Here is a 24,459-nt window from a genome sequence, read left to right on the forward strand (position 1 = left end):
CAGTGATCGAGTCATCCACACTGGAGGTTCTGATCATGTTCACGTTGCAGCAGGTCGTCGACGCCCCACCCGCCGAGGTCGTCCGCGCATTCACCGAGGCCGAGCCGTTCGCGGCCTGGTTCCTTGCCGAAGGTTTCACCACGCCGTCCGACCGCGTCACGCTCGACGTCCGGCCCGGGGGCCTGATCTCGGCCGTCTTCGTCGGCGAGGGCGACGTCGAGGTGCCGTTCACGCTCCGGTACGGCGAGCTCGACCTTCCGCACCATCTGGTCCTGTACTTCGACGACCCCGCCGAGGAGATCACCGTCGACTTGTCAGGACTACCTGATGGGAAGACGCAGCTCAGCTACCGCAGCGTCGGCCTCACCGACGAACAGCAAGTCCCGATCAAGCCCGGCGTCGCCACCATGCTCAACCACCTCGCGACCTACTTCAGCCGATGAACCCCTTGTACACCCCAGGCATCGGCCCTCGCTTAGGCAACATGCCTGCCCCCGCGCTCGGCCCCGCCAGCCCCGGCGCCGCGCCAGGCCGCGCCGCGCCCGGCCCGGCCATTCCTGGCTCCGGTGCGGTGCCCGGGCCTGGCGGATCGGCGGCGCCCGCCTGGTCGTCGTACGGCTCGCTTCCGGTCGCGCCGAGCAGGCGTCGGGTCAGCGTGTCGCGCGACGACAGCAGTTCCGCGACCGCGGCCCGAAGGTGATCCGCGCCCGGCGCCGTCCCCGCCTCCGCGGCGAGCAGCACCGTCCGTCGTACCAGCTCCTTCATGAATGATGCCGTCGTACCAGCCGTCTGCTCGACGATCTCGTCGACCAGCTCACCCGGAAGCTCCAGACCAGGCCCGTAGAGCCGCAGCAACCGCGCTCGCCCGTCAGCGTCCGGCAGCGGCACCTCCACAGCCATGTCCACCCGCCCTGGCCGCTGCATCAGCGCCGGCTCGAGCAGGTCCGCCCGGTTCGTGGTCAGCAGGAACGCCACATCCGCGTCCTGCGCCAGTCCGTCCATCTCGTTCAGCACCTGGAACAGCAGCGGATTCTCGGAGCCGTGTGAGTAGTCCCGCGCTTCGGCGACGAGATCGCAGTCCTCGAGGACGACGAGCGCCGGCTGCAGCATCCGTGCCAGCGCGCACGCCTGCGAGATGAAGTGGATGCTCGTCCCCGCCAGCAGCACGACCGTGAAGTCGGGCAACTGCGACAGGACATACCGTATGGTATGGGTCTTCCCGGTCCCGGGCGGGCCGTAGAGCAGAACGCCCCGCCGTAGGTGCTGACCCGCGGCCAGCAGCGTCTCCCGATGCGCGGCGATCCCGACGACCTCCCGCTCGATCCGCTCGAGCACACCGTCAGGCAGTACGACGTCCGCCCGCGTGATCCCCGGCCGCGGATGCAACCGGAACGGCCCGACACCCTGCCCGAACTCGTGCCCCTCGAACGACACCACCTTCGCGCGGAACACGTTGTGCTCCCGGATCAGCTCGGGCAGCGCCCCGAGGAACCGATCGCCGGCCGCCTTCTCCACCGCCAGGATCTCGAGGTCCACGCTCGAACGCCCGTACTGCGGATTCGCCGCCCGCAGCAGCGCGACGTACCGATCGTCGCCCCGCACCCCGAGGTAGAACCCGAAGGCGACGCAATCCATCTCCTCGCCGACGTCGATCTGCAGCCGCTGGTAGTCGACCGCCCCGATCCCGAACCGGTCGTACTCCGCCAGCTCCAGGAGCTCGCCGAGCGAGTGATGACCGCGGTTCGAACCGGCCAGCCCGACCACCTCGAACGAGTCGAACCAGGCCTCGATCGCCCGCTGCACGTTCGGCAGGTCGTACGGCGGAAAACTCGATGACACCACCGGCACCTGCTCGGGGTCGACACCGAGATGCTCCCGGAGCCGGTCCCGCAGGCTCTCCCGGCTGCTCCGGTGCCCGCTGACCTGCATCCGCTCCAGGAACCGCGTGAACAGCCGCGCGAACTCGTCGACCTCCGCCCCGTCATCGGACACGGCGTTGGACACAGTGTTGGACACACCGTCGGACTCAGCGTCTGGCATCCCGTCGTACCTCCTCGTTCTGGACCTATCCGGAGGGTCCTCCGAAACGCCGGATAGGATCTTCACCATGACAGCTTCCGAGTCCACCGACCGTCCGTACGGCGCTTTTCCGGTACGGATCGGTCTGCAGGTCCAGCCCCAGCACGCCCAGTACGCCGACATCCGGCGCACCGTCGCCGCGGCCGAAGAGATCGGCGTCGACGTGGTGTTCAACTGGGACCACTTCTACCCGCTCAGCGGTGAGCCCGAGGGCCTGCACTTCGAGTGCTGGACCATGCTGGCCGCCTGGGCCGAGGCGACCGAGCGGGTCGAGATCGGCGCCCTGGTCACCTGCAACTCCTACCGCAACCCCGACCTGCTCGCCGACATGGCGCGGACGGTCGACCACATCAGCGACGGCCGGCTGATCTTCGGCATCGGCTCCGGCTGGTTCGAGAAGGACTACGACGAGTACGGCTACGACTTCGGTACGGCGGGCGGCCGGCTGGACGCCCTCGGCGAGGCACTGCCGCGGATCGAGCAGCGCTGGACCAAGCTCAACCCGCGGCCGACCCGCGACATCCCGGTGCTGATCGGCGGCGGCGGTGAGAAGAAGACGCTGAAGCTCGTCGCCAAGCACGCGAACATCTGGCACGGCTTCGGCGACGCGGAGACGCTCGCGCACAAGCACGCCGTACTCGACGAGCACTGCAAGACGCTCGGCCGCGACCCGGGTGAGATCGAGCGCTCGGCCGGTGTCGGCGACAAGTCCCCCGAGGACATCGGCAAGTCGCTGCTCGACGTCGGCACCCGCCTGTTCACGGTCTCCTCCTCCGGTCCCGACTACGACCTCGGCCTGCTCCGCGAGTGGGTCACCTGGCGCGACGAGGTCAACGCCAAGTAGCACCTTGGGCACCCACCAACCACCGGCGCCCGCCGGAAACGGTTGGTGGGTGCCCGAAGTCGGGGGCAGGTTAGGATTTCGGGCATGTCTACGTTGCCTGGGAACGGTTCGGTGCGGCCCATCACCCGCTGGGGTGAGGACGTCATGCATCGGGTCAACAAGCCTGTCACCGACTTCGGGGACGAGCTGCAGACGCTGATCGCCGACATGGTCGCGACGATGAACGCGGCCGAGGGCGTCGGCCTGGCGGCGAACCAGGTCGGTGTCGACCTGCAGGTCTTCGTGTTCGACTGCCCCGACAAGGACGGCAACCGGGTGCAAGGCGTGGTGTGCAACCCGACGGTCGAGGTGCCGGAGGGCAAGGACCGCAACCTGGACGAGGGGGACGAGGGCTGCCTGTCGCTGCCCGGCGCGTTCACCAAGTGCGCGCGCCCCGACTTCGCCAAGGTCACCGGCGTCGACCAGCACGGCGAGCCGGTCAGCTTCGAGGGCAACGGCCTGCTGGCCCGCTGCCTGCAGCACGAGACCGATCACACCCAGGGCATGGTGTTCGGCGACCGGCTGTCCCGCAAGTACAAGAAGCGCCTGTTCGCCGAGGCCGAGGAGTTCGCCCCGGACTACCCGTCCGACTGGCCGGTCTCCCCGATGATCGAGCACGAGAACGACCACGAGGACACCCCCGCCACCTGATCTACCAGCGGGCCTTCTCCAGGTCGATCTCGTCGACTGTCTGGGCCGGGGTCTGGCCGGTGGTGTCCAACCACAGGCCCCGGCGCGGAGTCTCGTCGAGGCTCGTCATCAGCGCGCGGACACCCTCCTCGACCGAGGGACCCCAGTCCCGGTAGGCGTTGTTGCCCCCGCGCCCGATCTCCCGCTCGACGATCGACTCGACCGACGGCACGAGGACGACGAGGTACGGGTCGACGCCGCGCAGCCGCGAGAACCATCGCTCGACGTGCTCGCCCAGCACGATGTCGCTGCACACGAAGTCGAATCCGGCGTCGGCGTAGTGCTGCGCCACCAGTGCGCTCGCGTCGTACCGCAACTCAAGCTGCCGGATCGCCTCCGGGGACGGTTCCGGTGTCATGATCTCCGCGCCGGCGACGACGCCGCGGTAGAAGACGTCGCCGTCGAGAGTTGCTGCGGGCGGACCCATCCTTGCCGCGAGCAACGGCGCGATCGTCGACTTCCCGGCCGCCTGCATTCCGGTGACGAGGACTACCTTCGGCTTGCTTTCCATGCCGTCCATGCTTTCCAAGCCTCCGCCGTCAGCGAGTAGATGGTGGCGTCGAACGGTACGCCGTCCTCCTCCAGCACCGCCTCGTGATCGAAGCGCATCCCGAGCCGGCGCATGACCGCGATGCTACGGACGTTCGGGGTATCGGTCACCGCAATAATGCGCGGCAGGCCGAGCGTCGTGAACCCGTGCTCGATCCAGGAAGCCGCGGCCTCGGTCGCGTAGCCGTGACCCCAGAACTCGCGCGCGAGCCGCCAGCCGATCTCGAGGTCGTCCGGGTACCACTGCTCCTTCGAGAGACCGCAGGCGCCGAGGAAGACCCCGTCCGTACGACGCTCGACGGCCAGGAAGCCGTACCCGTGCGCGGCGTAGACCTCGTTGATACCGGCCGCGTCCCGGTCGCACTCGGCCCGGCTCAGCGGGCCTCCGAGGAACTGCGTGACTTGCGGATCCGCGTTCAGGGCGGCCCACGGCTCCAGGTCGGTGTCGCGGAACGGGCGCAGGACGAGGCGGTCCGTCGTACGCATGGCTCCCCCTCAGCGTCGAGTGGCGTAGAACGCTACTGCTGCTGAGGATGCCACGTTGAGGGAGTCGACGCCGCCCGCCATCGGGATGCGTACGGTGACGTCTGCCTGTTCGAGCACGTGCGGTTTGAGGCCGTGGCCTTCGGTGCCGAAGATCAGCGCGAGCTTGTCGTCGTCCCGGTCGGCGAGCTCGTCGAGGGTGATCGAGTCGTCAGTGAGGGCCATTGCGGCGGCGACGTACCCGTGCTCCTGGAGGAGTCGCAGGTCGCCCGGCCAGTTCTGGAGACGGGTCCACGGAACCTGGAAGACGGTGCCCATCGAGACCTTGATCGAACGCCGATACAGCGGGTCGGCGCAGGTCGGCGTCACCAGCACGAGGCCGACACCCAGCGCGGCCGCGGCGCGGAACCCGGCGCCAACGTTGGTGTGGTCAACGATATCGTCGAAGATCGCGATTCGTCGTACGTCGTCGGTCAGGAGGTCTGCGAGCGGTACGGCGGCGCGGCGCTTGTACGACGCGAGCGCGCCGCGGTGGACGTGGAATCCGGTGACCTGCTCGGCCAGCTCCTCCGACACGACGTACACGGGCTTGTCCGGCCACTTGTCGAGAACGTCCTGGAGCGAGTCCAGCCACCGCGGCGCGAGCAGGAACGACCGCGGCTCGTACCCGGTCTCCGCGGCCCGCCGGATCACTTTGTCGCCCTCGGCAATGAACAGCCCGTGCTCCTCCTCGAGCAACCGCCGCAGATTAACCTCCCGCAGTTGCACATAGTCGGCAAGCCGCGCATCCCCCGCATCCTCAACCGGAATCAGCGTCACCCCACCCCACCACCACCGCGCTCCACACCGCCACCGCCACCGCGCTCCGCCGCTCCCGCCGTGGCGCGCGCCAGCGCGGCTACCTCGACCACGTTGCCTATGACAACGATTGCTGGTGCGCCGACGCCATCGTCCTTCATCGCTTGAGCGATCCCGGCCAGGTCCGACGTCACCATCCGTTGACCAGGCAACGTTCCGTCGGCAATCCCCGCCGCCGGGGTGTTCGCCGGCCGACCAGCCGCGATCAACCGTTCGGCGATCGCCGGAAGGTTCTCGACCGCCATCAGAAGTACCAAAGTGCCGTGCAGCTGCGCGAGGGCATCCCAGTTGACCAATGAGTCCGGGTGTGACGGCGGGATGTGACCCGACACCACCGTGAACTCATGCGTCACCCCGCGATGGGTCACCGGGATCCCCGACACCGCCGGCACCGAGATCGAGCTCGTGATCCCCGGCACCACCGTCCACGGAACCCCAGCCTCAGCGCACGCCAGCGCCTCCTCGAAACCCCGCCCGAACACGTACGGATCCCCGCCCTTGAGCCGTACGACGACCTTCCCGGCCCGCCCGCGCTCCACCAGGATCCGGTTGATCTCCTCCTGCTGCGCCGCCCGCCCGCGCGGCAACTTCGCCGCGTCGAACAACTCGACATCCGGGTGCAGCTCGTCCAGCAACGGCTGCGGCGCCAACCGATCCGCCACAACCACGTCAGCCTCCGCCAGCAACCGCCGCCCGCGCACCGTGATCAGATCCGGATCGCCCGGTCCCCCGCCGACCAGGTACACCCCCGGTCGCCGATCCACGTCCCGCGCAGCCAGCTCACCGGTCCGCAGCCCTTCCAGAATCGCGTCCCGGACGGCGGCCGACTTCCGGTGATCGCCACCGCCGAGGACGCCGATCGTCACGTTGTCGTGCTGACCGGACGCCGGCGTCCACGCGGTCGCCTGCGAACGGTCGTCGGAGCGCACACAGAAGATCCGCCGCTCGTCCGCCTCGGCCGAGACCCGATCGTTGACCGAGGCATCATCCGTCGCGACCACGACGTACCAGGCCCCGTCGAGATCGCCGTCCTGGAACCCGCGCTCGATCCAGCTCAGTGACGGGTTCCCGAGCAGACCCTCGATGGTCGGGGTGATCGACGGTGAGATCAGGTCGATTCGCGCGCCCGACTCGAGCAGCCGCGGCAGCCGGCGCTGAGCGACCCCGCCACCGCCGACGACGACCACGCGCCGCCCTTCGAGCACGAGACCGGACAGGTACTGATGTGTCACTGACCGATCCCCGCGTCCTCGAACGTGGCCATCTCCGCGAGCGCACGCACCGCGCAGGTGAGGATCGGGTACGCGAGCACCGCACCGGTCCCCTCACCGAGACGCAGGTCGAGGTCCACGAGCGGCTGCAGGCCGAGCTTCTTCAGCGCGACCGCGTGACCGGGCTCAGCCGAGCGGTGCCCGGCGACGCAGTAGTCGACGACGGCCGGGTGGAACGCCTGTGCCACGAGCGCGGCCGCTCCGGCGATCACGCCGTCGAGGATCACCGGCGTACGGTTGGCCGCCGCTCCGAGGATGTATCCGGCAAGAGCTGCGTGCTCGAGACCGCCGTACGCCTGGAGCGCCTTGAGCGGATCAGCCGAAGGTACGTCGTGGAGCGCAAGCGCATCCCGTACCACGGCTGTCTTGTGCGCGAGCGCCGCGTCGTCGATGCCGGTGCCGCGGCCCGTAACGGCGTCGGCGGTCGACCCGGTGAAGGTCGCGATCAGCGCAGCCGAGGCGGTCGTGTTGGCAATGCCCATGTCGCCGGTCAGCAGGCAGCGATACCCGTCGTGCACCAGCTTGTCCGCGAGGTCGAACCCGACCGCGATCGCCGCCCGCGCCTCGTCCTCGGTGAGGGCGTCGGTCCGGGACAGGTCGCGGGTGCCCGGACGGACCTTGGCGTGGATGATGTCCAACTGCTCCACCGGTGTCGCCACGCCGACGTCCACGACCCGTACGTCGACCCGGTTGTTGGCCGCGAACGCGTTCACCGCGGCACCCCCGGCCGCGAAGTTCGCGAGCATCGCGGCGGTCACCTCCTGCGGCCACGGGGAGACGTTCTGCGCGTGTACGCCGTGATCCGCCGCGAACACCGTCACCACGGCAGGCTGTGGCACCTGTGGCGGGCAGGCCCCGGTCATCCCCGCCACTCGCACGGACAGCTCCTCGAGTACGCCGAGCGACCCGGCCGGCTTCGTCAGCTGCGCGTGCCGCCCCTCGGCCGCCTGCATCGCCGCCGAGTCGGCGGGAGCGATCCGCTCCAGGTACCCGTCCACCACGCCGTCCATCGAGTCCTCCATCCGTTCCCGGTCCACGGCGGGCCGTCCGCCCGCGCGGCAGTCCCGCTTGCCCGGTTCCGCCGTACCGGCTCGATCTTCGCATCTCCGATCGGGTGCCCCGGGGTGGGTCGGCGGCATATGGACAGTAATGTCGGAATCACCACACGTCGCAGACGCCTTCCAGATCCCGGAGGATCACCGATGTCGCTCGATCGTCCCGTCGCCCCGGACCCGTACGAACTGCTCCCGAAGGTGGGTTCGTTCACCGTCACCAGTACCGATGTCGCCGACGGCGAGCAGCTGTCGGACGACCACGCGTTCGGCGGCGGGAACAAGTCGCCGCAGCTCAGCTGGTCCGGGTTCCCCGCGGAGACCAAGGCCTTCGTCGTCACCTGCTACGACCCCGACGCGCCGATCGTGTCCGGCTTCTGGCACTGGGTCCTGGTCAACCTCCCGGCCACGGTCACGGAGCTCCCGACCGGCGCCGGCACTCCCGAACGCCTCGACAACGGCGCGTTCCACGTCCGCAACGACTTCGGCGCCAAGAACTTCGGCGGCGCGGCCCCGCCCGCAGGCGACCAGGTCCACCGCTACTACTTCGTCGTACATGCGATCGACGTGGAAGCCCTGGACGTCGACGCCGACGCCTCGCCCGCCGTGGTGGGCTTCAACCTCGCCTTCCACACGTTGGCGCGAGCCATCATCACCCCGACGTACCAGATCGCGGAGTGAAGTGCCTGGGAGCCGTCTCGTTCGAGGCGGCTCCCAGGGTCACATCAGCGGGGGTCTGCGTCGCTCGGCAGCCGATAGATCGGCCGCCTCCTGACCGTCCCATTCGACTCTGCTCGAACCGCCGAGCTCGTCGCGTACGTCGGACCACCGGGCGGTCAGCGCGTACAGCACGAAGACGTCCAGCGCGATCATCAGCAACGCCCAGACCGGATACGCGCCGAGCCAGGCGACCTGCGTGACAGCGTGCAGGCAGACGAGCACGATCGCGGCGATCCTGGCCCACGTCTGTGCCGTCAGCAGACAGGCGCCGACTGCCATCAGGAGCAGGCCGAAGATCAGGATGATCCAGCCCCACGCGGTCACGTCGACGATGATCAGGTTCTCCCGGGTGACGACCAGGCGCTCGTCCGAGAACAGCGCGATGAACCCCTCGAAGACGTTCACCAGTCCGGTCATCATGAGCAGCGCGCCGGCGAACACGATGAAGCCGGTCATCGCCGCCCGGCCTTTTTCGCAGCCATCCTGCTGTCTCCTCTCCTACGGCATGCCGCCGCCAAGCCGGCAACGGACCACCCCTGGATCGTGTCCCGCCGCCCGCCCCACCACCTCACCCCATGCGGATGAGGGCACCCCACCCCCCGCACCCACCCCTCGACCACCCGCCCCCCAACTCAACCGGATGGGGTGATGAAACGCACCACGATCGCCGGTCAGGCCGGGTAACACCCCCCCTCAACCCGGCGCGCCCCCGATCCCAGCCGCATTCCGGGCCGCGGGTCTAATCGTGACTCTGCGCCTCCTGCGCCCAGCGGGTGATTTGGTGGGCGGGGCTGTCTGGGGGTGGGGGGTCGCCGGAGAGTTCGGTTGAGGTTGCTTTGGGGGCGAAGCGGAGGTGGTCGATCTGGCCGTTGTGGCGGTGGATGTCCAGGTAGACGCCGAAGGGTTTGTAGTCGAACTTCGCGTAGGCGATCTCTGCGCGCGGGATCCGGGTGCCGCCGATCGGCTCTCGGAGGATCAGCTCCTCGTCGGTGAGGCGGAGTTCGTACCGCATCGCCCCGCCCAGGATCAGCAAGGCGGCCGGGATCGTCGGCCAGAGCAGGTGCTCGATCGCGGTTGCGACCAGCGCGGCCAGCACTAGGAGGCGGAGCAGGATCAGGGTCACGCGGTGTGTGCCCCATCTGCGAATCTCAGGTTCGGTCATAGCGCGGTGACGTAGACCCAGTGGCCGCCTTCGCGGGTGAAGGTGCTGTTCTCGTGCTGGACGCCGGGTTTGCCGGCTTCGGTGTAGTGGGCGCGAAACTCGACCGTGCCCTCCGTGTGGAACGCGCTCCCACCGGTCGTGCGCACGATCTCCAGCCCGGTCCACTCCCGGCCCGGTGGGAAGTCGATCCTCGCCGGTCGGGTCGTCAGCGACCAGGTTTGCTGGAGGTACGGCGCGTCGTGCATCACGAAGGCGGCGTACCGGGAGCGCATCAACTGCTCCGCGGTCGAGGCGGTCGCGTCACCGCGGTGGAGCGGACCACAGCAGGCGGCGTACGGCAGGTCCTGACCGCACGGACAGAGGGCTGGCATGGAGTGATTGTCGCCGATCGGTCGCGGGCCTGCGTGATCTACTGCCGTCATGGCGGTGACGGAGGCGGCTCGGTGGCGGCGTGAGGCTGTGCAGCCGGTCCTGAACACATTTGCGGCGGCTGACGGGGTCGACGCCGTGATCGTGAGCGGGTCGACCGCACGGGGAGACGCGGATCGGTGGTCGGACGTCGAGGTCGGGGTGTTCTGGGCACGTCGGCCCTCGCTCGCTGAGCGGGTCGCGGTGGCTGACGTTGCGGGGGCGGCTGACATTCGGACGGTGAATGAGGGAACGCCGCCCTGGTACGACCACATCTACCTCGGCGCGCCGCGATCCGACGGGCTGATGGTCGAGGTCGTGCACACGACCACGCCCGCGGTCGAGAACATGCTGGACGACGTACTCATCTCGCACCGCCCGGACGGACCGAGCCTGGACGCGATCAAGGGCATCGTGGACGGTCGCGACGTCCGCGGCCCGCGCGCCGAACTCGTCGCCGGCTGGCAGGGACGCGTGCAGCCCTACCCGCGTGAGCTCGCACTCGCCGTCGTACGGCGGGACGGGAACATCGAACAGTTCTGGCGCTGGCAGATGCTCGCCTACCGTCACAACCCGCTCCTCCTCGCCCGCGAATTCCTGCGCATCACGAGCCAACTGCTGACCGTCCTCCACGCCCTCAACGGCAAGTACTGCGGTCATCCGTCCGCGTTCAAACGCCTCGACAACCTGGGTCTGTCGTTGGCGCCACCATCATTGACGGCCCGCATCCGAGGCGTCTTCAACCGACCCCCACCCGAAGGCGCTCAACTGCTCCACGACCTCGTCGAAGAGACCTACGACCTGATCGAACTCCATCTCCCCGAGGTGGACGTCCACCTCCTCCGCACCAACTTCCGCAGCTACCGGAAGCCCCTCGACGCACTCCCCTCACCTGACTGACAGTTGCGGATCGCGCACCGGCATAGTTGCGACCTCTTCCTCCAAAGCGCCGTACTGCCTCGCGTCGAGCTTCTCGGACAGCACCACGTCCACCCGCCCGCCCTTCCGTCCCCACGCACCGACGATGCGACCGTCGACCAGCAAGCCGTTGGGATGAAAGGAATCCGCGACCGGCGTCAACTCCCGCAGACCCGGTCCGACGAACCGGCCGCCGTGATCCCGGCCGAACAGTCGCAGATCCGACGCGACGAGCAACCGAACCCCACGCGGCACAGTTGCCGACCGCAACCATTCTTCGTCCGCGCGAAGAATCCACCCGGCAACGCCCTCGAAATCGACCTCGACGAGCTCTTCCGCCAGCGAGTCCCAGACCGCCCGAGCATCCGCAGGCGACAGGCCGGACCACCATGAGAACGTCTTCGGCGTTGTGGGCCCGAAGCAACGAACGTGTCGCCGGCACAACTCCACCCGCGCCTCGGAGACGTCGATCGACGGCCGTGGAACCTCCCGCGCCCACAGCGACGTCGTGTCCCACCGCACCGCGATCCGCCCGCTCGCACACGCCTCGCGCAACTCGTGTCCCATGCCTCCCCGCCGCTCACGCCCGCCCAACGTCGCGCACAGCCGGTCCGCGAGTACGTCGATCCGCCGTACCGCGTCCGCGTCGAGCGGCAGTCGCCCCAGCGTGAACACGCCGAAATCGCGAACGGGCAGCACATACACCGCCGCCCGCGGGCTGTACGTCTGGATCAGGGAGGGGTGCTCCCAGTCCGACGGCACGCATCCCGCCATTCGAGCATGCAGCCCGAGCAACGCGTCCCGCGGCGCGGTGTCCTGCAGACCGACGTACGCCGCCTGCTCGTGCGATCCCGCCGGCAGTCGATCGACCAGGTAGTTCACGTGCAACCGATAGGCGACGGCCTGCTCCCGCGTGATCATGCTTGAGGACCTTACGGCGAAAACACGCCACTGCTTGGCTTAGTTTCGACGTACCGTCGCGAGCCAGCCCGGAGCGCCATTCTCATGCATTCGCGTCTCGATCCTGCGCGGTTCGATACTGACGACCCTCCAGCCGGAGTCGGCAGTGAACGCGGCATGCAAATCGATTTGCGAGATCGGGTGCGGAACGGCGTCGGGTTCTTCGTCGCTGAAACACAACACATAAAGAGTCGCGCCGGATTTGGCGACCGAAGCCAGACTCACGACGTACTGCGAGCGCTCGCCCGCATCGAAGGTGTGAAAGAGACCGCTGTCGAGAATCGTGTCGAAACTACGCCCCAACTCATCGAGCTGCAGCGCATCGGCGGCAACAAACTCGGCGTCGACGCCCTGCTCAGCGGCCTTCTCCCGGGCCCGCGCCAACGCGGTCTCGGCGACATCGAACCCAACCACGGGCACCCCGCTCGAAGCGATGAGCAGTGCGTTGTCACCACTCCCACAGCCCGCGTCGAGCACTGTCCCGTGGAATGCACCTTCGGACACCAACTGCACAACCGCCGGCTGCGGCCCGCCGAACTCCCACGGCGCGGGACCGTCCTGGTACGACGCATCCCACGGACGACCTGACATCCGCTCGTGACTCGTGGGCTGCCGCGTGCGCTCGGCCATCGTCGTACCCTTCGTGGCGTAGAGGTTCTCTACCCATCCTTACCCCAAGTGAAGGATCGATGCAGATGCTCGAGACCGCTCGGCTCGATCTGGTGGAGTTCGAGATGGAGCGCGATCTGCCGGCGCTGCACGCGATGTTCGCGGATCCGGAGTGGGCGAGCGGCGGATATATGACGCCGTCGACGTCCGAGAGCGAGTCGCGGGAGCGGTTGGAGCGGGAGTTCGGCGACAACGGCGGCTGGACGTGGGTACTGCGGGTCCGGCCGGAGCAGACCGCCGTCGGCGTCATCGCCGTCTTCTCCGATCAAGGCAGCTCGATCCGCGGCCTGAGCTGGTACCTGCGCCGCGATCGGTGGGGCGCCGGGCTGATGAGCGAGGCAGCCCGCGCGGTCGTCGATCACCTGCTCGAGCAGCCGTCGATCACCGGCGTCGAGGCATGGATCGACTCGCGCAACGTACGCTCGATCGCCGTCGCCCGGCACGCGGGCCTCGACCTCGTCGGCCGCCTGCCGCGGACGCTCGACGGCGAGATCGCGCAGTCCGTCGTGATGGGTCGCGCGGCGAGGCCGACGGATCCGATCACGTTCGGGATCATGCCGGTGCTGGAGGTTCGCGACCTCGCTGCCACGGTGCGCGTGCTGACCGAGTTGCTGGGGCTACGCGTCCGCTTCGAACTCGACGACCTCGTGCATCTCGGCTTCACCGAGTGGAACGGTCAGAGCGGCCTGGAGGTACGGCGCGCAACCGGCGCCATCTCACCCGCGACGATCACGTTCGATGTCGGCGTACTCGTCGATCCCCTGTACGACGCCGCGCTCGCAGCCGGCCTTGCGGAATCGACCGCGCCGGAGGACATGCCGTGGTACCGGCGTACGTTCACGCTGGTGTTGGCGGAGGGGCATCGGCTGATGATTTCGGGGCCGGTCAGCGGTAGTTGAGCACCATGATCCAGCCGATCCCGAGCGCCAGCACGCACAGCACCGCGCCGACGACGGCCAGCGGCTTCCCGCGCCGGGCGCCGATCAGCCCGGCAATCGCGAGCCCGACGCCCGGGAGCGCCAGCGGGAAGGCGGCGTACTGGCGGAATCCCGTCATATCGACGGGCAGGAAGGGCGCGACCAGGGCCGCGAGCCCGAGGACGAAGGCGAGTACGCCGAGCAGCGCCGTACCCTTCGGCTGAACCGGGATCGGCGCCTGAGGCTGCCAGGCAGGATCACTCGGCGCCTGCGAGTAGTCGGGCCAGAGGTGCTGCGGATACCCCCCTTGCTGGGAGTTGGGGTTGCGATCCGGCTGGCCGTAAGTCATGGGAACTCCGTGGTCGACAGGATGCCGTCGCCTGGGCTGACGCTCGGCCTTCCCGGTCGGTTCCGTCGGCTTACTGCTCTTCGTGTTACTGCTCTTCGCGTTACTGCTCTTCGCGGAGCGGGAAGGCGCGGATGATCACGGCCGTCGGTGTCACGGCCGTCGGTGTCGTGGCGTCCGATCTCGGCTCGGAGCCGACGAAGTCGCGCATTACCCGATGCAGGCGGGCCCGCAGTTCCGCGAGCTCCCCGTCGGCCAGCGTCACCACCTCGCTGAAGGCGAAGTCCTCGTCGTCGGACGTCTTCGCGGCCAGCCAGCTCGCGTACGCCGTGTCCTCGAGCTCGCGATTGAGCGTCGCCTGCTCCACGCGCATCCGCCGCCACGGCTTCACCCGCCCCACCGCGCCCGGCACCGCCTCGATCACCCCGAGCGCCTCCAGCCGCCGCAGGTGGAACGAGCACGACCCCGTGCTCTCCCCCAACTCCCGCGCCGCGATGGTCGACGTCGTCGTACCGTCCCGGTCGATCAGCTCCAGGAGCGCCTCCCGCAGCGGATGCGCACGCACGACGTCGCGCCGGTTCGGCGTACTGCGGTGGTCGGCCATGTCCTGCATCTTAAACCGTTCACTTTGCAAAGCGTGAACTTTGCAGACTACGATCTTTGCATGCCGACGTACGTCCAGGGCCGCCTGAGTCGCCGCCTGCCCGAGCTGACCGACGAGGTACGGCGCGGCACGCCGCGGCGGATCACGGAGTACGGCGAGGAGATCCTGCATCGGCCGTGCCAACCGGTGACAGAGTTCGGCGCGGAGCGCTGGGGTTCGCTGATCGACGACATGTTCACCACGATGTGGATCGCCGAGGGCTGCGGCCTCGCTGCGAACCAGGTCGACGTCGACGCGGCCCTATTCGTCTACGACCTGACGGACGAGTACGGCGACCGCCACGTCGGCCACGCGTTCAACCCGCGCATCGAAACCATGACCGCCCTCTTCGGCACCCAGCCCGGCACCGAAGGCTGCCTCTCCCTCCCGGGCGCCAACGCCCCACTCCCCCGCCCCGCCCGAGCCACCCTCCACGCCCAAGACGTCGAAGGCCGCCCTTTCACCCTCGACTCAACCGGCTACCTGGCCCGCTGCCTGATCCACGAAACCCAACACCTAGCCGGCACCGTCTACGTCGACCACCTCGCAGCCGCCGCCCACGCGAGCGCCCTGAACGAGTCAGCCACCAACCGCAACGGCGTCCTATCCCATCGCGCCGCTCGCCAGCTGCTACTCAGCAAGTAGGGCGTCGGCCCGCTGCGGGATGCTGACGTCCTGGCGGAGGGCTTGGAGTACTTCGAGTTCGCGGTCGATCTCGCGGCGCTTGGCCTCGAGGCGTTCGACGCCTTCTGCGAGGAGGACTTCGAGTACGCCGGTGCGCTCGGCCGGCGGAGCCTCCAGGCAGGGCAACAACTCCCCGATGGTCGTGCTGCCCAGGCCGGCTGCCAGCAGGTGCTGGATCATGACGACTCGCTCGACCATCGACGGGTCGAACTCGCGCCAGCCGCCCGCGGTCCGGTCCGAGCGGATCAGGCCCTGCTCTTCGTAGTACCGCAGGGAGCGTGTGCTGACGCCGGTGGCGTCCGCGAGTTCTCCGATGCGCATGGGCCAAGTCTTGCACTTCACACCAGTGTGAAGTCTGACCCTGATGAGGCAACCGCACTGAAGGGAACCTCATGCACTGGCTCTACCTGGCCGTCGCCGTCGTCTTCGAGATCGCCGTAGCGCTCTCCGCGGGCAAAGCCCAAGGCTTCACCCACCGCGGCTGGACCGCCACCACTCTCATCACCGGCGCCCTGGGCACGTACTTCCTCAGCCGAGCCCTCCTCACCTTCGACGTCGGCGTCGGCTACGCCCTCTGGACGTCACTCGCCGGTGTCGGCATCACGCTGCTAGGCGCCCTGCTCTTCGGCCAACAACTCACCTGGCGCAAGGCAATCGGCATCGCCCTGGTCATCACCGGCGTAGCAGGCCTCCAACTAACCGGCACCATCTGACTCCCTCAAGGACACCCCATGACACCCCAAAACCCCACGCAGCCACCGCACGCCACGCACCCATCCAAACCCGACCCGCCACACGCCTCACAGCACGCCTCGCCACATGCCTCACAGCACGCGTCACGGCACGCCTCGCCACACGCGTCACGGCACGCCACACAGCACGCTGAGGCCTCGCAGTACGCGCGCTCTGCTCAGCACGCGGCGTCTTCCCGCTCGGCTTGGCTCACGTTGCTGCTGGCTGGTGCGTTCGAGGTCGGCTACGCACTCTCCGTCGGTGGCAGCCGCGGCTTCACCGTGCCGTCCTGGTCCGCCGTAGCCGTCGTGTTCTTCCTGCTGACCCTTTGGGCACTCAGCCGCGCCCTCCGCACCATCGAAGTCGCCATCGGGTACGCCGTCTGGGCCGGCATCGGCGCCGTGGGAGCCGCCGTCCTGGGGCCGGTCTTCTTCGACGAGACCCTCACCACCGCAAAGGCCGCCTGGCTGGCCGTCATCATCACCGGCGTCATCTGGCTGAAGCTCGCCGACCGGCACCGCCGCTGATCCAACCCAAGACCGAATCCCGCGCCCGGCGCGGCGCGCCAGCCGGATCACGGGATACGCCGAAGCGACCGCCCAAGCGCGACATGCACGGCGCCGCAAGCGGCCAACAAAACAACCGCCGCGAAGCTGCGTCCGTTGCCCCCGGCCCGGCGAGACGCAGCGGGACGCCTCGTCAACGCCCACCGGACCACGGGATACGCCGAAGCGACCACCCAGGCCCGACATGCGCCCCGCCGCAGGCGGCCAACAAAACAGCCGCCGCGAAGCGGCGTCCGTTGCCCCGCGCCCGGGCCAGACGTGGCGGAAAGCCCGGTGAACACCCGCCGGACCACGCGATACGCCGAAGCCACCGGCCAGGCGCGACATGCACGCCGCCGCAGGCTGCTAACAAAATAGCCGCCGCGAAGCGGTGACCTTTTGCGCCTGCCCCGGGTGGTACGTGTCCGAGCGACAGCAAGCGTGCTACGCCGGGTTCAGGGTGATGTCGATTGTGTGGTGTCCGTGGAGGGAGGTCGGTACGGCGTACTCCGTCGACGGGGTGCCGTCGAGGTTGAAGGCGTGGATGACATTGCCTGTACCGCGAAGGGCCACTGTCAGGACAGAGTCTCGGTAGCGCACGCCGCTGAGTGTGACGTCGCCCCAGCCGGGCGGGAGGTTCGGTGCGAAGGTCAGGCCGCGGCTGTCGAAGGTCATGCCGAACAGGCCGGTGTGCATCATGTCGATGAAGGCCGTCGCGGACCAGGTCTGGTCGGGCTGCGAGTCCCAGTGGCGTTTGAGTACGCCGGTTGCGCCCTGGTAGCCACCCTCGACGGCACCGGTGTTCCCGTCGTAGATCTCCCAGAAACCGCCGCTGTTCCTAACCAGCTCCGCGAGCAACCTGGTCTCAGTCGCGAACCCCTCCACATCGCCGTGCTTGGCCAGACCCTTCGCCCAGAGTCCTTGCACGAGCGGCCAGACGATCGCGTTGTGCCGTCCGGGTTCCGCGCTGGAGTACCTGTCCCAGCGCGGAAAGGTGTCAGGCATTCCCCAAGTCATCCGCTGCGCATTCGAGATCACCGACCTGGCTTGCGAGCCGTCGGCGATCCCGAAAAGCAGGGCGAACGCCAGCCCCGCACCTTCCTGGTACGCCCCCGGCCTCCCGTCAGCCGTGAGCTCATAGTTGTAGCTTCCGGTGCGCGGATTCCAGAAGTGCTGGTTGATCGCCTGCTTGAGCCCCGCCGCCTTGGCTCGATGACCATCAGCCGGCCGACCGAGCGCGTCCGCCATCTCGGCCGCACGCATGTAGGCGGCGTAGTACAGCGCGTTGGTGCTCAGATACATCGCCGACACGACATCCGGGTACGACGTACTCTCGCTCCCCCGCGACTCCCCCGCGTCCGCCGTCGGCGCCGGGAAGCCGGAGACGCCGTCGTTGAAGAACGACGGACCGGTGAACAGCCCATACCGGGCATCGCGGCCGAAGACGGCGGCCTGCTCGCGGACGGCCAGCGTGTTCGTGACAACGTCGTACGCACGCTGCAGAAACTCCCGGTCGCCGGTCACCAGATAGTGGTGCCAGGCACCGATAGTCCAGATCACCTGATCCCACTGCTGGCTGTCCTGCTGCACGACGAGCTTGCCTTCGGCACCCTTTTCGACCACTGCCCACAGTGTGTTCGCGGCGAGTGCCGGCGCCAGCAGGCTCGTCGCGTTCCAGCTGTTGATCGTCGCGTCCCGCGTCCACGGCTGCTCGTACCCACCCCCGGCCCGAACCATCCCCACCGCCGGATCCATCAACCCACTCCTGGCATGCATCTCGCCGAACGGAACGGTATTGGTCCCCAGCAGGTTCTGGAGCGCCGCGGCGTAGATCGCGCTGTACAGAGCCTGGCTCGCCGCATCCTCGAACCGCAGTACCGGACGAGAGTCTGTCGTCGTCATGCCCCCATTCCATCAGCCGGCCCGACCAGCAGATGCACCCCGCCGGGACCCGGCGGGGTGCAAGGATGCTGGTATGACGTTGCCGGCTCTGCCTGAGGAATCCTTTCAGCGGGTGTTGTGTGTTGTGGCGCACCCTGACGACATGGAGTACGGGAGCTCCGCGGCCGTTGCCCGGTGGACCGCGCGCGGTATCGAGGTCGGGTACCTGCTGCTCACCCGGGGCGAGGCCGGGATGCCGAATCCTCCCGCGGAGACGGCTCAGCTGCGGCTTGCCGAGCAGCAGGCCGCCTGCGACGTCGTGGGAGTCACCCACCTGACCGTCCTCGAGCATCCGGACGGTGTGCTCGTCTACGGCCTCGACCTGCGCCGCGACATCTGCCGGGAGATCCGCCGGTTCAAGCCCGACGTCGTGCTCGGTGTCGGGTACGACGTCGAGACGCCGTTCGGCTTCGACCAGGCCGACCACCGCGCCGCCGGGCTCGCGACCCTGGACGCGATCCGTGACGCGGGCAACCGCTGGGTCTTCCCCGAACAGATCGACGACGAGCAACTCGAGCCGCACTCACCTCGCTGGTACCTCGTCCCCGGGCTGGGCGGCAACGCAACCCACGGCGTCGACGTCACCGGCGAACCGCTCCGCAAAGGCGTCGCCTCACTCGAGGCACACGCCGCGTACCTGGCCGCGCTCCCCTGGCACCCGGCCCCGGCCGAGTTCATCCCGATGTTCGCCAGGATGAGCGGCAAGGTCATGGGCGTCGAGCACGCCGTCCTCTTCCGCGCCCACGACCTGCAAGCCCCGCCGGCCTTCCCCACAGACGACGCCGACGGCACCGACGGCACCGAGGACTGACACCCCGCGACGCGGATGTGCCCGCGATCCGGTAGGAACGCGGGCACATCGCGATCAGCTCAGCACGGCGCGCGAAGGATCACTTCTGCGCAGCGCGACCGGCGTACCGCTGCTTGAAGTCCGCAGACTCCTTCGCGGTGATGATCACGTCGTAGTAGCCGTCCTCGGTCGGCCAGGTGACGACGCTGTGCTTGCCGGCCGGCACCACGATGGTCGTCGTCTTCCCGGCGAAGTCGTTCGCGGCCAGCGTGTAGGTCACTGACCGGCCGCCGTTGGCGGACAGGGTGAACGCGACCGTCGGGTCGACCCGCCCGTGTCCCTTGGCGAGCCGTACGTCGACCCGCGGCTGGGCCGAGGTCCGGTCGTTGGCCGGGACCACGGTGCCGGCGAAGGACCGGATGAAGTGGTCGGGGCCGTAGAAGGTGAAGGCGTACTTGCCGTTCGTCGCCTTGGTGTCCCACGCGTACGAGCTCGACCGGCGGTTGCTCGTCGTGAGGGGCAGCGCGTCCTGACCGATGCCGAGCGGCTCGGCGCCGGTCAGGGCGGGCACGTACTTGTCGGCCAGCCCGACCAGGTTGACTGCCTTGCCGTCGGGACCGCCTTCGACGGTGAAGGTGGCGGTCACGGCCCCGGTCACGGGGTTCTCGACGAGGACGCCATTGGGCTGGAAGGACAGCGGGCTGCGCTTCGCCTTGCCGGTGATCGTCTGGGTCGGCATGACCTGCGCACCGACGGCCGGCTGCGGCACGGGCGGCAGGCCGGCATCGGTCACGACCGACTTGAGCAGGTCCGCCGGCTTCGGAAGCTTCGGGAACGACGTGTCGAAGTTGCGGAAGTCGATCGCCGACAGCAGATTGCCGGCGACGCCGCGCCGCCAGTCGTTGATGTTCTCGCAGATGGCCGGCCTGCCGAGGCTCTTGGTCCACTCCTCGATCAGCTGGATCGTCGAGGTGTGGTCGAAGACCTCGGAGTTGACGAAGCCACCACGGGTCCACGGCGAGACCAGCACGAACGGCACTCGACCGCCCATGCCGGGCTTGATTCCGGGGGCGCGCTCGCCGACGGTACCGACCTCCGGGATCGGCGGTACGACGTGGTCGAAGAAGCCGCCTTCACCGATGCGGTTCGCGTGGTCGGGCTCGTCGTAGTTCAGGATGATCAGCGTCGACTCCCACAGTTCGGGGTTGTCGTGCACCGCCTGGATGACCCGGTCGGTGTAGACCGCGCCGTTGTTCGGAGCGTACGTCGGGTGCTCGGTCCACGCGGCGGGCGCGACGACCCAGGACACCTCGGGGATGTCACCCGACGCACAGTCGGCGATGAAGTCCCGCAGTACGTAGTCGACGTTGGAGGTGTCGTTCTTGATACCGGCCGGCTGCGTGGTGTGGGCGTACACAACGTTGCCGCGGGCAAGCAGTCCCTCGCGGGGCAGGGTGTTCTCCGGGGTCGCGTTCGCCGGGTTGAACGCTGCGAACGACCGGACGGTGTTGTCGGTGTAGTCGCCGAGGAAGTCGTCATCGGTGTCGTTGTTGACGTAGATCTGCCAGCTGACACCGGCGTCCTGCAGCGTCTCCGGGTAGGTCTTGAACTTGTAGGCGTAGCCGTAGTCGCCGTTGTTGTTGATGACCGGACCACCCTGCGCGCCGGCCGCGTCGTTCGTACCGGCCCACATCATGATGCGGTTCGGGCTGGTGCTGGTGTCGAGCGAGCAGAAGTAGTGGTCGCCGATGGTGAAAGCCTTGGCGATCGCGTGGTGCCACGGCACGTCGGCTTCCATGAAGTACCGGTTGCGCGCGCTGGTGTTCTGCGCGTTGTACTTGAGGCTGTCGGCGTGGTACGGCAGCAGGTAGCCCTCGGCACGGCTGTTGGGGTCGTAGTAGATCGTCTGGCCGTTCTGCCAGGTCAGCACCTGCTTGTCGCCGAAGCCGCGTGCGCCGGCCAGGTCGAGGGTGCCGAAGTAGTGGTCGAACGACCGGTTCTCCTGCATCAGGATCACGACGTGCTTCAGGTCCTTGATCGTGCCGGTACGACGCGAGTGCTGCGCCGTGGTCGAGCCGGACGTGCTGTCGGCCGTGCCAACCGTACCGGCCGTCGCGGTCGCGTCCGGTGCGGCGTCGGCCGGGGCGGTCGACAGCCCTCCGGCGGCGGCAACGGCGCCCGCGGCGCCCGCGGCCTGCATCAGCCGGCGTCGGCTGATCCGGTTGCGCTCCGTGGCCGCCCTGGTGCCGTCCGCGGATGCCGAATCGTTGTCAGACATAGGTTTGCTACCTAATCTCTCGTGGCGGGGATTCCTCCACGAGTCAACTGCCAAAGGTCCGGACCGCGCGAGCATCGCGTCATGAACAATCCCTGAAGACTCAGGGACTCCGTGCTCCCGACCTGCCCGGCCGGTCACCCGCTGTTCACCGGCGCGTTGTGGTCAGCATCGGATCCGTTCACAACTGCCGCCCAGCGTGGGCCCGGTGAGCAGTACGACGGCCTCGGCGGCCGCACGATCATTGCCGTCGAGCCGGCCACGGCCGATAGAGCTGGTCGTCGGCTCGCCGTACGGCATCGACGACTGGCTCGGCGGACCGGCCGGCCGCTACGACTTCGTCTTCGTGAACAACGAGGGCGCCGGCGCGGAGGTCTACCTGGAGGACCCCGCGACCGAGCGGATCTACCTCGAGGTCGAGCACTTCGGCCGCGGCGTCAGCCGTGCGGTCACGGCATCGGTGCCGCCCGGAACGTACCGCTGGGTCTGCATCACCGACTACACGATCAAGTACAGCCGGCCGGTCGTCGTCACCGGTGATCCGCTGCCGTACGACGTACACGGGATCGTCCCCGTGACCGGGCTCGATCTGCGGATCCCGATCAACTCCTACGTCGGCTGGATTACCGGGCAGCTGCCCAGGCTGACTGATGAGGTTGAACAGCTGCGGGGCGCGGTCGAGGTGGGCGACGCGGCCGCCGCCCGACGGCACTGGCTGACCGCCCACCTCACCTACGAGACACTGGGCGGCGCTTACCGTGCGTACGACGAGACCGGTGACGAGATCAACGCCGATCCGCCGCGCGGCGTCGCCCTTGACCGCCTCGCGAACGCGGATTTCGCGGGCTTCCGCAAGATCGAGGCGATGCTGTGGCACGACCGGCCGATGGCGACGATCGTGCCGCACGCCGACGCGCTGCTCGAGGCGATCGGGCGGCTCGCCGAGGAGCTGGCGCTGCCGAACGCGATCATGCCGATCGACATGGCCCGGCGGGCGCACGAGATCCTCGAGGACGCCCTGCAGTGGGACCTGAACGGCATCGGTGATGCCGGCAGCCAGACCGAGCTGGCGACCGTCGACGCCAACATCACCGGGGTCTGGCAGGCGCTGGACCCGCTGCGGCCGATCCTGCGAACGCAGAACCCATACCTGCACGAGACCGACGAGCAGCTCCGCCTCACCCAGCAGGTCATCCGCAGCCACCACCACGACGACGGCTGGGTCGGACTGGCCGCGCTGTCGGTCCGGCAGCGGGCCACGGTCAACGCGGCCGTACAACACAGCGTCGAACTGCTCTCTCACACCGCGGCCATCATCGACCCCCGCAACGCCACCCGCGACCGAGGCCCAATCACCCATGCCTGACCACAACACCACCGCCCCGGACACCACCACCCCGGACCTCGCCGCACCGGACACCGGCGCGCGGGACCTCGCCGTACAGGGCCTCGCCGCACGCGACACCACCGCCCCGGACCTCGTCGTACCGGAGCCCGCCGTACCGGACACCGGCGCACGGGACACCGCGGTACCGGACCTCGGCATACCGGACACCCCACGGGACACCGCGGCACGGGACACCGCGACACCAGACACTGCCGCACGCAGCACTGCCTTACTCGACACCACGGCACCGGACCCCGCTCCACCGGATGGGCGGCCGTTCGAAGGTGCTCACCAGGGCGGCATCCTGGAGCCTGCGCAGCAGGCGGGGATCGTCGTCGCGTTTCTCGTGACCGCCGCCGACCGGCCGGCGTTGCGACGGATGTTCCAGACGCTGACGGCGACCATCCGGTATCTGGTATCCGGCGAGGGTGCGCCGACCGGGCGCGGCAGCGACGACGGGCTCGTGTCGACGCCGTACGAGAACGGCGTACTCGGCCCGGGCACGGTGCCCGACGGTCTCACCGTCACGGTCAGCGTCGGTGCGAGCCTGTTCGACGACAGGTTCGGCCTCGCCGACGTCAAACCGGCCCGGCTGCGCCCGATGGACGAGTTCCCGAACGACGCACTCGACCCCGCACGCTGCGACGGTGACCTGCTGCTGCAGATCTGCGCCGATCACCGCGACACCGTCCTGCACGCGCTCCGCATCCTGATGCGCGCGACCCGCGCCGACCTGCAGGTGCTGTGGCAGATGGAAGGCTTCACCAGCCCACCGCGGCCGAGCGGGACGCCGCGCAACCTGTTCGGTTTCAAGGATGGCACGGCCAACCACGAGTTCCTCGACCGTCCCGAGCTGCTCGATCAGCTGGTGTGGACCAAGGCCGGCGGCGACGAACCGGACTGGGTCACCGGCGGTTCGTACCACGTGGTCCGGCTGATCCGGATGTTCGTGGAGTTCTGGGACCGGATCTCGATCAACGAGCAGCAACGAATCTTCGGCCGCGACCGCGACACCGGCGCACCGCTCTCCGGCCGCCCGGGCGAACGAGTACCCGGCCAAGAGGAGTTCCAGCTCCCCAGCTACTACCGGGACGCACACGGCAACACAGTGCCGCTAACAGCCCACACCCGCCTAGCGAACCCCCACGACGGCACCGCCGACGACCGCCGGATGCTACGCCGCGGCTTCAACTACAGCGCCGGCATCGAGCCCAACGGCCAGCTAGACATGGGCATGATCTTCATCTGCTTCAACGCCGACCTGGACCGCCAGTTCGTCGCCGTCCAAACCCTCCTCATCGACGAAGCCCTGGTCGACTACATCACCCCCTTCGGCGGCGGCTACTTCTTCGCCCTCCCCGGCATACAAGCCCCCAACGACTGGCTGGGTCGCACTCTCCTCGCCTCAACACCACGGTGAGATTGATCGGACCGCCAGGTGCATGAATAGCGCGCGCTGAAAGGGATCAGCGGTTAGAGGGTTCGACCGCGGCGAGC

Annotated in this window: 28 protein-coding genes; 12 read left to right on the top strand and 16 right to left on the bottom strand. The window is 68.5% G+C overall.

Annotated elements, in window-relative coordinates; all coding sequences use genetic code 11:
* The first annotated feature begins 35 nt into the window (after positions 1-35).
* Complete coding sequence (locus tag AB0J62_RS27450) at positions 36-443, top strand: SRPBCC domain-containing protein (RefSeq protein ID WP_363877068.1); 408 nt, start codon at positions 36-38, stop codon at positions 441-443.
* Here AB0J62_RS27450 and AB0J62_RS27455 read toward each other — a convergent pair.
* Complete coding sequence (locus AB0J62_RS27455) at positions 433-2,040, bottom strand: AAA family ATPase (protein ID WP_363877070.1); 1,608 nt, start codon at positions 2,038-2,040, stop codon at positions 433-435. The genes AB0J62_RS27450 and AB0J62_RS27455 overlap by 11 nt on opposite strands.
* 67 nt (positions 2,041-2,107) lie before the next feature.
* Between AB0J62_RS27455 and AB0J62_RS27460 the strand changes: the two genes are divergently transcribed.
* Both AB0J62_RS27460 and def (AB0J62_RS27465) read left to right on the top strand, forming a co-directional pair.
* Positions 2,108-2,923 (top strand): LLM class F420-dependent oxidoreductase, encoded by an 816-nt coding sequence (locus AB0J62_RS27460; RefSeq protein ID WP_363877072.1) that lies wholly within the window; start codon positions 2,108-2,110, stop codon positions 2,921-2,923.
* An 84-nt stretch (positions 2,924-3,007) separates the two neighbouring features.
* Entirely contained in the window at positions 3,008-3,613 is a 606-nt protein-coding gene (gene def, locus AB0J62_RS27465; protein ID WP_363877074.1) for a peptide deformylase, read from the top strand.
* Position 3,614: 1 nt separating this feature from the next.
* Here def (AB0J62_RS27465) and AB0J62_RS27470 read toward each other — a convergent pair whose 3' ends face one another.
* The 5 genes from AB0J62_RS27470 to cobT are packed head-to-tail and all read right to left on the bottom strand — an operon-like array spanning position 3,615 to position 7,823.
* Positions 3,615-4,163 (bottom strand): AAA family ATPase, encoded by a 549-nt coding sequence (locus tag AB0J62_RS27470; RefSeq protein WP_363877076.1) that lies wholly within the window; start codon positions 4,161-4,163, stop codon positions 3,615-3,617.
* Complete coding sequence (locus AB0J62_RS27475; RefSeq protein ID WP_363877079.1) at positions 4,142-4,687, bottom strand: GNAT family N-acetyltransferase; 546 nt, start codon at positions 4,685-4,687, stop codon at positions 4,142-4,144. Before AB0J62_RS27475 ends, AB0J62_RS27470 begins: the two co-directional genes overlap by 22 nt.
* A gap of 9 nt (positions 4,688-4,696) precedes the next feature.
* Positions 4,697-5,503: an RNA methyltransferase gene (locus AB0J62_RS27480; RefSeq protein ID WP_363877081.1), complete on the bottom strand. Its 807-nt coding sequence runs from the start codon at positions 5,501-5,503 to the stop codon at positions 4,697-4,699.
* A complete protein-coding gene (gene cobA / locus AB0J62_RS27485; RefSeq protein ID WP_363877083.1) occupies positions 5,500-6,774 on the bottom strand; it encodes a uroporphyrinogen-III C-methyltransferase in 1,275 nt (424 codons plus the stop codon). The genes AB0J62_RS27480 and cobA overlap by 4 nt, the downstream gene beginning before the upstream one ends.
* Positions 6,771-7,823, bottom strand: coding sequence for a nicotinate-nucleotide--dimethylbenzimidazole phosphoribosyltransferase (gene cobT, locus AB0J62_RS27490; RefSeq protein ID WP_363877085.1), 1,053 nt, complete (start codon positions 7,821-7,823; stop codon positions 6,771-6,773). Before cobT ends, cobA begins: the two co-directional genes overlap by 4 nt.
* A 192-nt stretch (positions 7,824-8,015) precedes the next feature.
* On the opposite strand from cobT, the gene AB0J62_RS27495 reads away from it, so the two are divergent.
* Positions 8,016-8,546, top strand: a complete 531-nt coding sequence (locus tag AB0J62_RS27495; RefSeq protein WP_363877087.1) for a YbhB/YbcL family Raf kinase inhibitor-like protein — start codon at positions 8,016-8,018, stop codon at positions 8,544-8,546.
* A gap of 39 nt (positions 8,547-8,585) precedes the next feature.
* Here AB0J62_RS27495 and AB0J62_RS27500 read toward each other — a convergent pair whose 3' ends face one another.
* The 3 genes from AB0J62_RS27500 to AB0J62_RS27510 all read right to left on the bottom strand — a co-directional run bounded on the left by AB0J62_RS27500 (position 8,586) and on the right by AB0J62_RS27510 (position 10,118).
* On the bottom strand, positions 8,586-9,041 hold the full coding sequence (locus tag AB0J62_RS27500; RefSeq protein ID WP_363877089.1) for a hypothetical protein: 456 nt from the start codon (positions 9,039-9,041) through the stop codon (positions 8,586-8,588).
* A 283-nt stretch (positions 9,042-9,324) separates the two neighbouring features.
* Positions 9,325-9,708, bottom strand: a complete 384-nt coding sequence (locus AB0J62_RS27505; RefSeq protein WP_363877091.1) for a hypothetical protein — start codon at positions 9,706-9,708, stop codon at positions 9,325-9,327.
* Between the two features lie 35 nt (positions 9,709-9,743).
* Positions 9,744-10,118, bottom strand: coding sequence for a YchJ family protein (locus AB0J62_RS27510; protein WP_363877093.1), 375 nt, complete (start codon positions 10,116-10,118; stop codon positions 9,744-9,746).
* Positions 10,119-10,167: 49 nt separating this feature from the next.
* On the opposite strand from AB0J62_RS27510, the gene AB0J62_RS27515 reads away from it, so the two are divergent.
* The gene (locus AB0J62_RS27515; RefSeq protein ID WP_363877095.1) at positions 10,168-11,055 is read left to right on the top strand and encodes a nucleotidyltransferase domain-containing protein; all 888 of its coding nucleotides are present in this window, start codon (positions 10,168-10,170) and stop codon (positions 11,053-11,055) included.
* Here the strand turns inward: AB0J62_RS27515 and AB0J62_RS27520 are convergent.
* A complete protein-coding gene (locus tag AB0J62_RS27520; RefSeq protein ID WP_363877097.1) occupies positions 11,044-11,994 on the bottom strand; it encodes a crosslink repair DNA glycosylase YcaQ family protein in 951 nt (316 codons plus the stop codon). The genes AB0J62_RS27515 and AB0J62_RS27520 overlap by 12 nt on opposite strands.
* Before the next feature lie 39 nt (positions 11,995-12,033).
* Entirely contained in the window at positions 12,034-12,663 is a 630-nt protein-coding gene (locus AB0J62_RS27525; RefSeq protein WP_363877099.1) for a class I SAM-dependent methyltransferase, read from the bottom strand.
* A 65-nt stretch (positions 12,664-12,728) separates the two neighbouring features.
* On the opposite strand from AB0J62_RS27525, the gene AB0J62_RS27530 reads away from it, so the two are divergent.
* Complete coding sequence (locus AB0J62_RS27530; protein ID WP_363877101.1) at positions 12,729-13,601, top strand: GNAT family N-acetyltransferase; 873 nt, start codon at positions 12,729-12,731, stop codon at positions 13,599-13,601.
* Here AB0J62_RS27530 and AB0J62_RS27535 read toward each other — a convergent pair.
* Together AB0J62_RS27535 and AB0J62_RS27540 are read right to left on the bottom strand one after the other, a co-directional pair.
* Positions 13,588-13,968 carry a hypothetical protein gene (locus tag AB0J62_RS27535; RefSeq protein WP_363877103.1) on the bottom strand — a complete coding sequence of 127 codons (381 nt, stop codon included), beginning with the start codon at positions 13,966-13,968 and terminating at the stop codon, positions 13,588-13,590. The genes AB0J62_RS27530 and AB0J62_RS27535 overlap by 14 nt on opposite strands.
* A gap of 100 nt (positions 13,969-14,068) precedes the next feature.
* A complete protein-coding gene (locus AB0J62_RS27540) occupies positions 14,069-14,569 on the bottom strand; it encodes a winged helix-turn-helix domain-containing protein (protein WP_363877105.1) in 501 nt (166 codons plus the stop codon).
* Between the two features lie 60 nt (positions 14,570-14,629).
* Here AB0J62_RS27540 and def (AB0J62_RS27545) point away from each other — a divergent pair, with 60 nt between their 5' ends.
* Positions 14,630-15,253 (top strand): peptide deformylase, encoded by a 624-nt coding sequence (def, locus tag AB0J62_RS27545; RefSeq protein ID WP_363877108.1) that lies wholly within the window; start codon positions 14,630-14,632, stop codon positions 15,251-15,253.
* Here the strand turns inward: def (AB0J62_RS27545) and AB0J62_RS27550 are convergent.
* Positions 15,239-15,613 (bottom strand): MerR family transcriptional regulator, encoded by a 375-nt coding sequence (locus AB0J62_RS27550; protein WP_134099100.1) that lies wholly within the window; start codon positions 15,611-15,613, stop codon positions 15,239-15,241. The two genes, def (AB0J62_RS27545) and AB0J62_RS27550, sit on opposite strands and share 15 nt — an antisense overlap.
* Positions 15,614-15,684: 71 nt before the next feature.
* On the opposite strand from AB0J62_RS27550, the gene AB0J62_RS27555 reads away from it, so the two are divergent.
* Both AB0J62_RS27555 and AB0J62_RS27560 read left to right on the top strand, forming a co-directional pair.
* Entirely contained in the window at positions 15,685-16,005 is a 321-nt protein-coding gene (locus AB0J62_RS27555) for a multidrug efflux SMR transporter (protein ID WP_363877111.1), read from the top strand.
* A 234-nt stretch (positions 16,006-16,239) separates the two neighbouring features.
* Positions 16,240-16,551: a multidrug efflux SMR transporter gene (locus AB0J62_RS27560; protein ID WP_363877113.1), complete on the top strand. Its 312-nt coding sequence runs from the start codon at positions 16,240-16,242 to the stop codon at positions 16,549-16,551.
* A gap of 462 nt (positions 16,552-17,013) precedes the next feature.
* On the opposite strand, the gene AB0J62_RS27565 is transcribed toward AB0J62_RS27560, so the two are convergent.
* Positions 17,014-18,471 (bottom strand): glycosyl hydrolase family 65 protein, encoded by a 1,458-nt coding sequence (locus AB0J62_RS27565; protein ID WP_363877115.1) that lies wholly within the window; start codon positions 18,469-18,471, stop codon positions 17,014-17,016.
* A gap of 73 nt (positions 18,472-18,544) precedes the next feature.
* Between AB0J62_RS27565 and AB0J62_RS27570 the strand changes: the two genes are divergently transcribed.
* A complete protein-coding gene (locus AB0J62_RS27570) occupies positions 18,545-19,321 on the top strand; it encodes a PIG-L deacetylase family protein (RefSeq protein ID WP_363877117.1) in 777 nt (258 codons plus the stop codon).
* A 79-nt stretch (positions 19,322-19,400) separates the two neighbouring features.
* On the opposite strand, the gene AB0J62_RS27575 is transcribed toward AB0J62_RS27570, so the two are convergent.
* The gene (locus tag AB0J62_RS27575) at positions 19,401-21,578 is read right to left on the bottom strand and encodes an alkaline phosphatase family protein (protein ID WP_363877119.1); all 2,178 of its coding nucleotides are present in this window, start codon (positions 21,576-21,578) and stop codon (positions 19,401-19,403) included.
* A gap of 205 nt (positions 21,579-21,783) precedes the next feature.
* On the opposite strand from AB0J62_RS27575, the gene AB0J62_RS27580 reads away from it, so the two are divergent.
* The gene (locus AB0J62_RS27580; RefSeq protein ID WP_363877121.1) at positions 21,784-22,941 is read left to right on the top strand and encodes an EfeM/EfeO family lipoprotein; all 1,158 of its coding nucleotides are present in this window, start codon (positions 21,784-21,786) and stop codon (positions 22,939-22,941) included.
* Positions 22,934-24,382: a Dyp-type peroxidase gene (locus AB0J62_RS27585; protein WP_363877123.1), complete on the top strand. Its 1,449-nt coding sequence runs from the start codon at positions 22,934-22,936 to the stop codon at positions 24,380-24,382. Before AB0J62_RS27580 ends, AB0J62_RS27585 begins: the two co-directional genes overlap by 8 nt.
* Positions 24,383-24,459: the final 77 nt, after the last annotated feature.

The sequence above is a fragment of the Kribbella sp. NPDC049584 genome, from assembly GCF_040675555.1.
GTDB lineage: Bacteria > Actinomycetota > Actinomycetes > Propionibacteriales > Kribbellaceae > Kribbella.

Excerpts from the sequence above, each read along its gene's own strand:
- AB0J62_RS27450 (WP_363877068.1), top strand. The coding sequence starts at position 36 with ATGTTCACGTTGCAGCAGGTCGTCGACGCCCCACCCGCCGAGGTCGTC.
- AB0J62_RS27455 (WP_363877070.1), bottom strand. The coding sequence starts at position 2,040 with ATGCCAGACGCTGAGTCCGACGGTGTGTCCAACACTGTGTCCAACGCC.
- AB0J62_RS27460 (WP_363877072.1), top strand. The coding sequence starts at position 2,108 with ATGACAGCTTCCGAGTCCACCGACCGTCCGTACGGCGCTTTTCCGGTA.
- def (WP_363877074.1), top strand. The coding sequence starts at position 3,008 with ATGTCTACGTTGCCTGGGAACGGTTCGGTGCGGCCCATCACCCGCTGG.
- AB0J62_RS27470 (WP_363877076.1), bottom strand. The coding sequence starts at position 4,163 with ATGGAAAGCAAGCCGAAGGTAGTCCTCGTCACCGGAATGCAGGCGGCC.
- AB0J62_RS27475 (WP_363877079.1), bottom strand. The coding sequence starts at position 4,687 with ATGCGTACGACGGACCGCCTCGTCCTGCGCCCGTTCCGCGACACCGAC.
- cobT (WP_363877085.1), bottom strand. The coding sequence starts at position 7,823 with ATGGACGGCGTGGTGGACGGGTACCTGGAGCGGATCGCTCCCGCCGAC.
- AB0J62_RS27495 (WP_363877087.1), top strand. The coding sequence starts at position 8,016 with ATGTCGCTCGATCGTCCCGTCGCCCCGGACCCGTACGAACTGCTCCCG.
- AB0J62_RS27500 (WP_363877089.1), bottom strand. The coding sequence starts at position 9,041 with ATGACCGGCTTCATCGTGTTCGCCGGCGCGCTGCTCATGATGACCGGA.
- AB0J62_RS27510 (WP_363877093.1), bottom strand. The coding sequence starts at position 10,118 with ATGCCAGCCCTCTGTCCGTGCGGTCAGGACCTGCCGTACGCCGCCTGC.
- AB0J62_RS27515 (WP_363877095.1), top strand. The coding sequence starts at position 10,168 with ATGGCGGTGACGGAGGCGGCTCGGTGGCGGCGTGAGGCTGTGCAGCCG.
- AB0J62_RS27520 (WP_363877097.1), bottom strand. The coding sequence starts at position 11,994 with ATGATCACGCGGGAGCAGGCCGTCGCCTATCGGTTGCACGTGAACTAC.
- AB0J62_RS27525 (WP_363877099.1), bottom strand. The coding sequence starts at position 12,663 with ATGGCCGAGCGCACGCGGCAGCCCACGAGTCACGAGCGGATGTCAGGT.
- AB0J62_RS27530 (WP_363877101.1), top strand. The coding sequence starts at position 12,729 with ATGCTCGAGACCGCTCGGCTCGATCTGGTGGAGTTCGAGATGGAGCGC.
- AB0J62_RS27535 (WP_363877103.1), bottom strand. The coding sequence starts at position 13,968 with ATGACTTACGGCCAGCCGGATCGCAACCCCAACTCCCAGCAAGGGGGG.
- AB0J62_RS27540 (WP_363877105.1), bottom strand. The coding sequence starts at position 14,569 with ATGGCCGACCACCGCAGTACGCCGAACCGGCGCGACGTCGTGCGTGCG.
- def (WP_363877108.1), top strand. The coding sequence starts at position 14,630 with ATGCCGACGTACGTCCAGGGCCGCCTGAGTCGCCGCCTGCCCGAGCTG.
- AB0J62_RS27550 (WP_134099100.1), bottom strand. The coding sequence starts at position 15,613 with ATGCGCATCGGAGAACTCGCGGACGCCACCGGCGTCAGCACACGCTCC.
- AB0J62_RS27555 (WP_363877111.1), top strand. The coding sequence starts at position 15,685 with ATGCACTGGCTCTACCTGGCCGTCGCCGTCGTCTTCGAGATCGCCGTA.
- AB0J62_RS27565 (WP_363877115.1), bottom strand. The coding sequence starts at position 18,471 with ATGACGACGACAGACTCTCGTCCGGTACTGCGGTTCGAGGATGCGGCG.
- AB0J62_RS27570 (WP_363877117.1), top strand. The coding sequence starts at position 18,545 with ATGACGTTGCCGGCTCTGCCTGAGGAATCCTTTCAGCGGGTGTTGTGT.
- AB0J62_RS27575 (WP_363877119.1), bottom strand. The coding sequence starts at position 21,578 with ATGTCTGACAACGATTCGGCATCCGCGGACGGCACCAGGGCGGCCACG.
- AB0J62_RS27585 (WP_363877123.1), top strand. The coding sequence starts at position 22,934 with ATGCCTGACCACAACACCACCGCCCCGGACACCACCACCCCGGACCTC.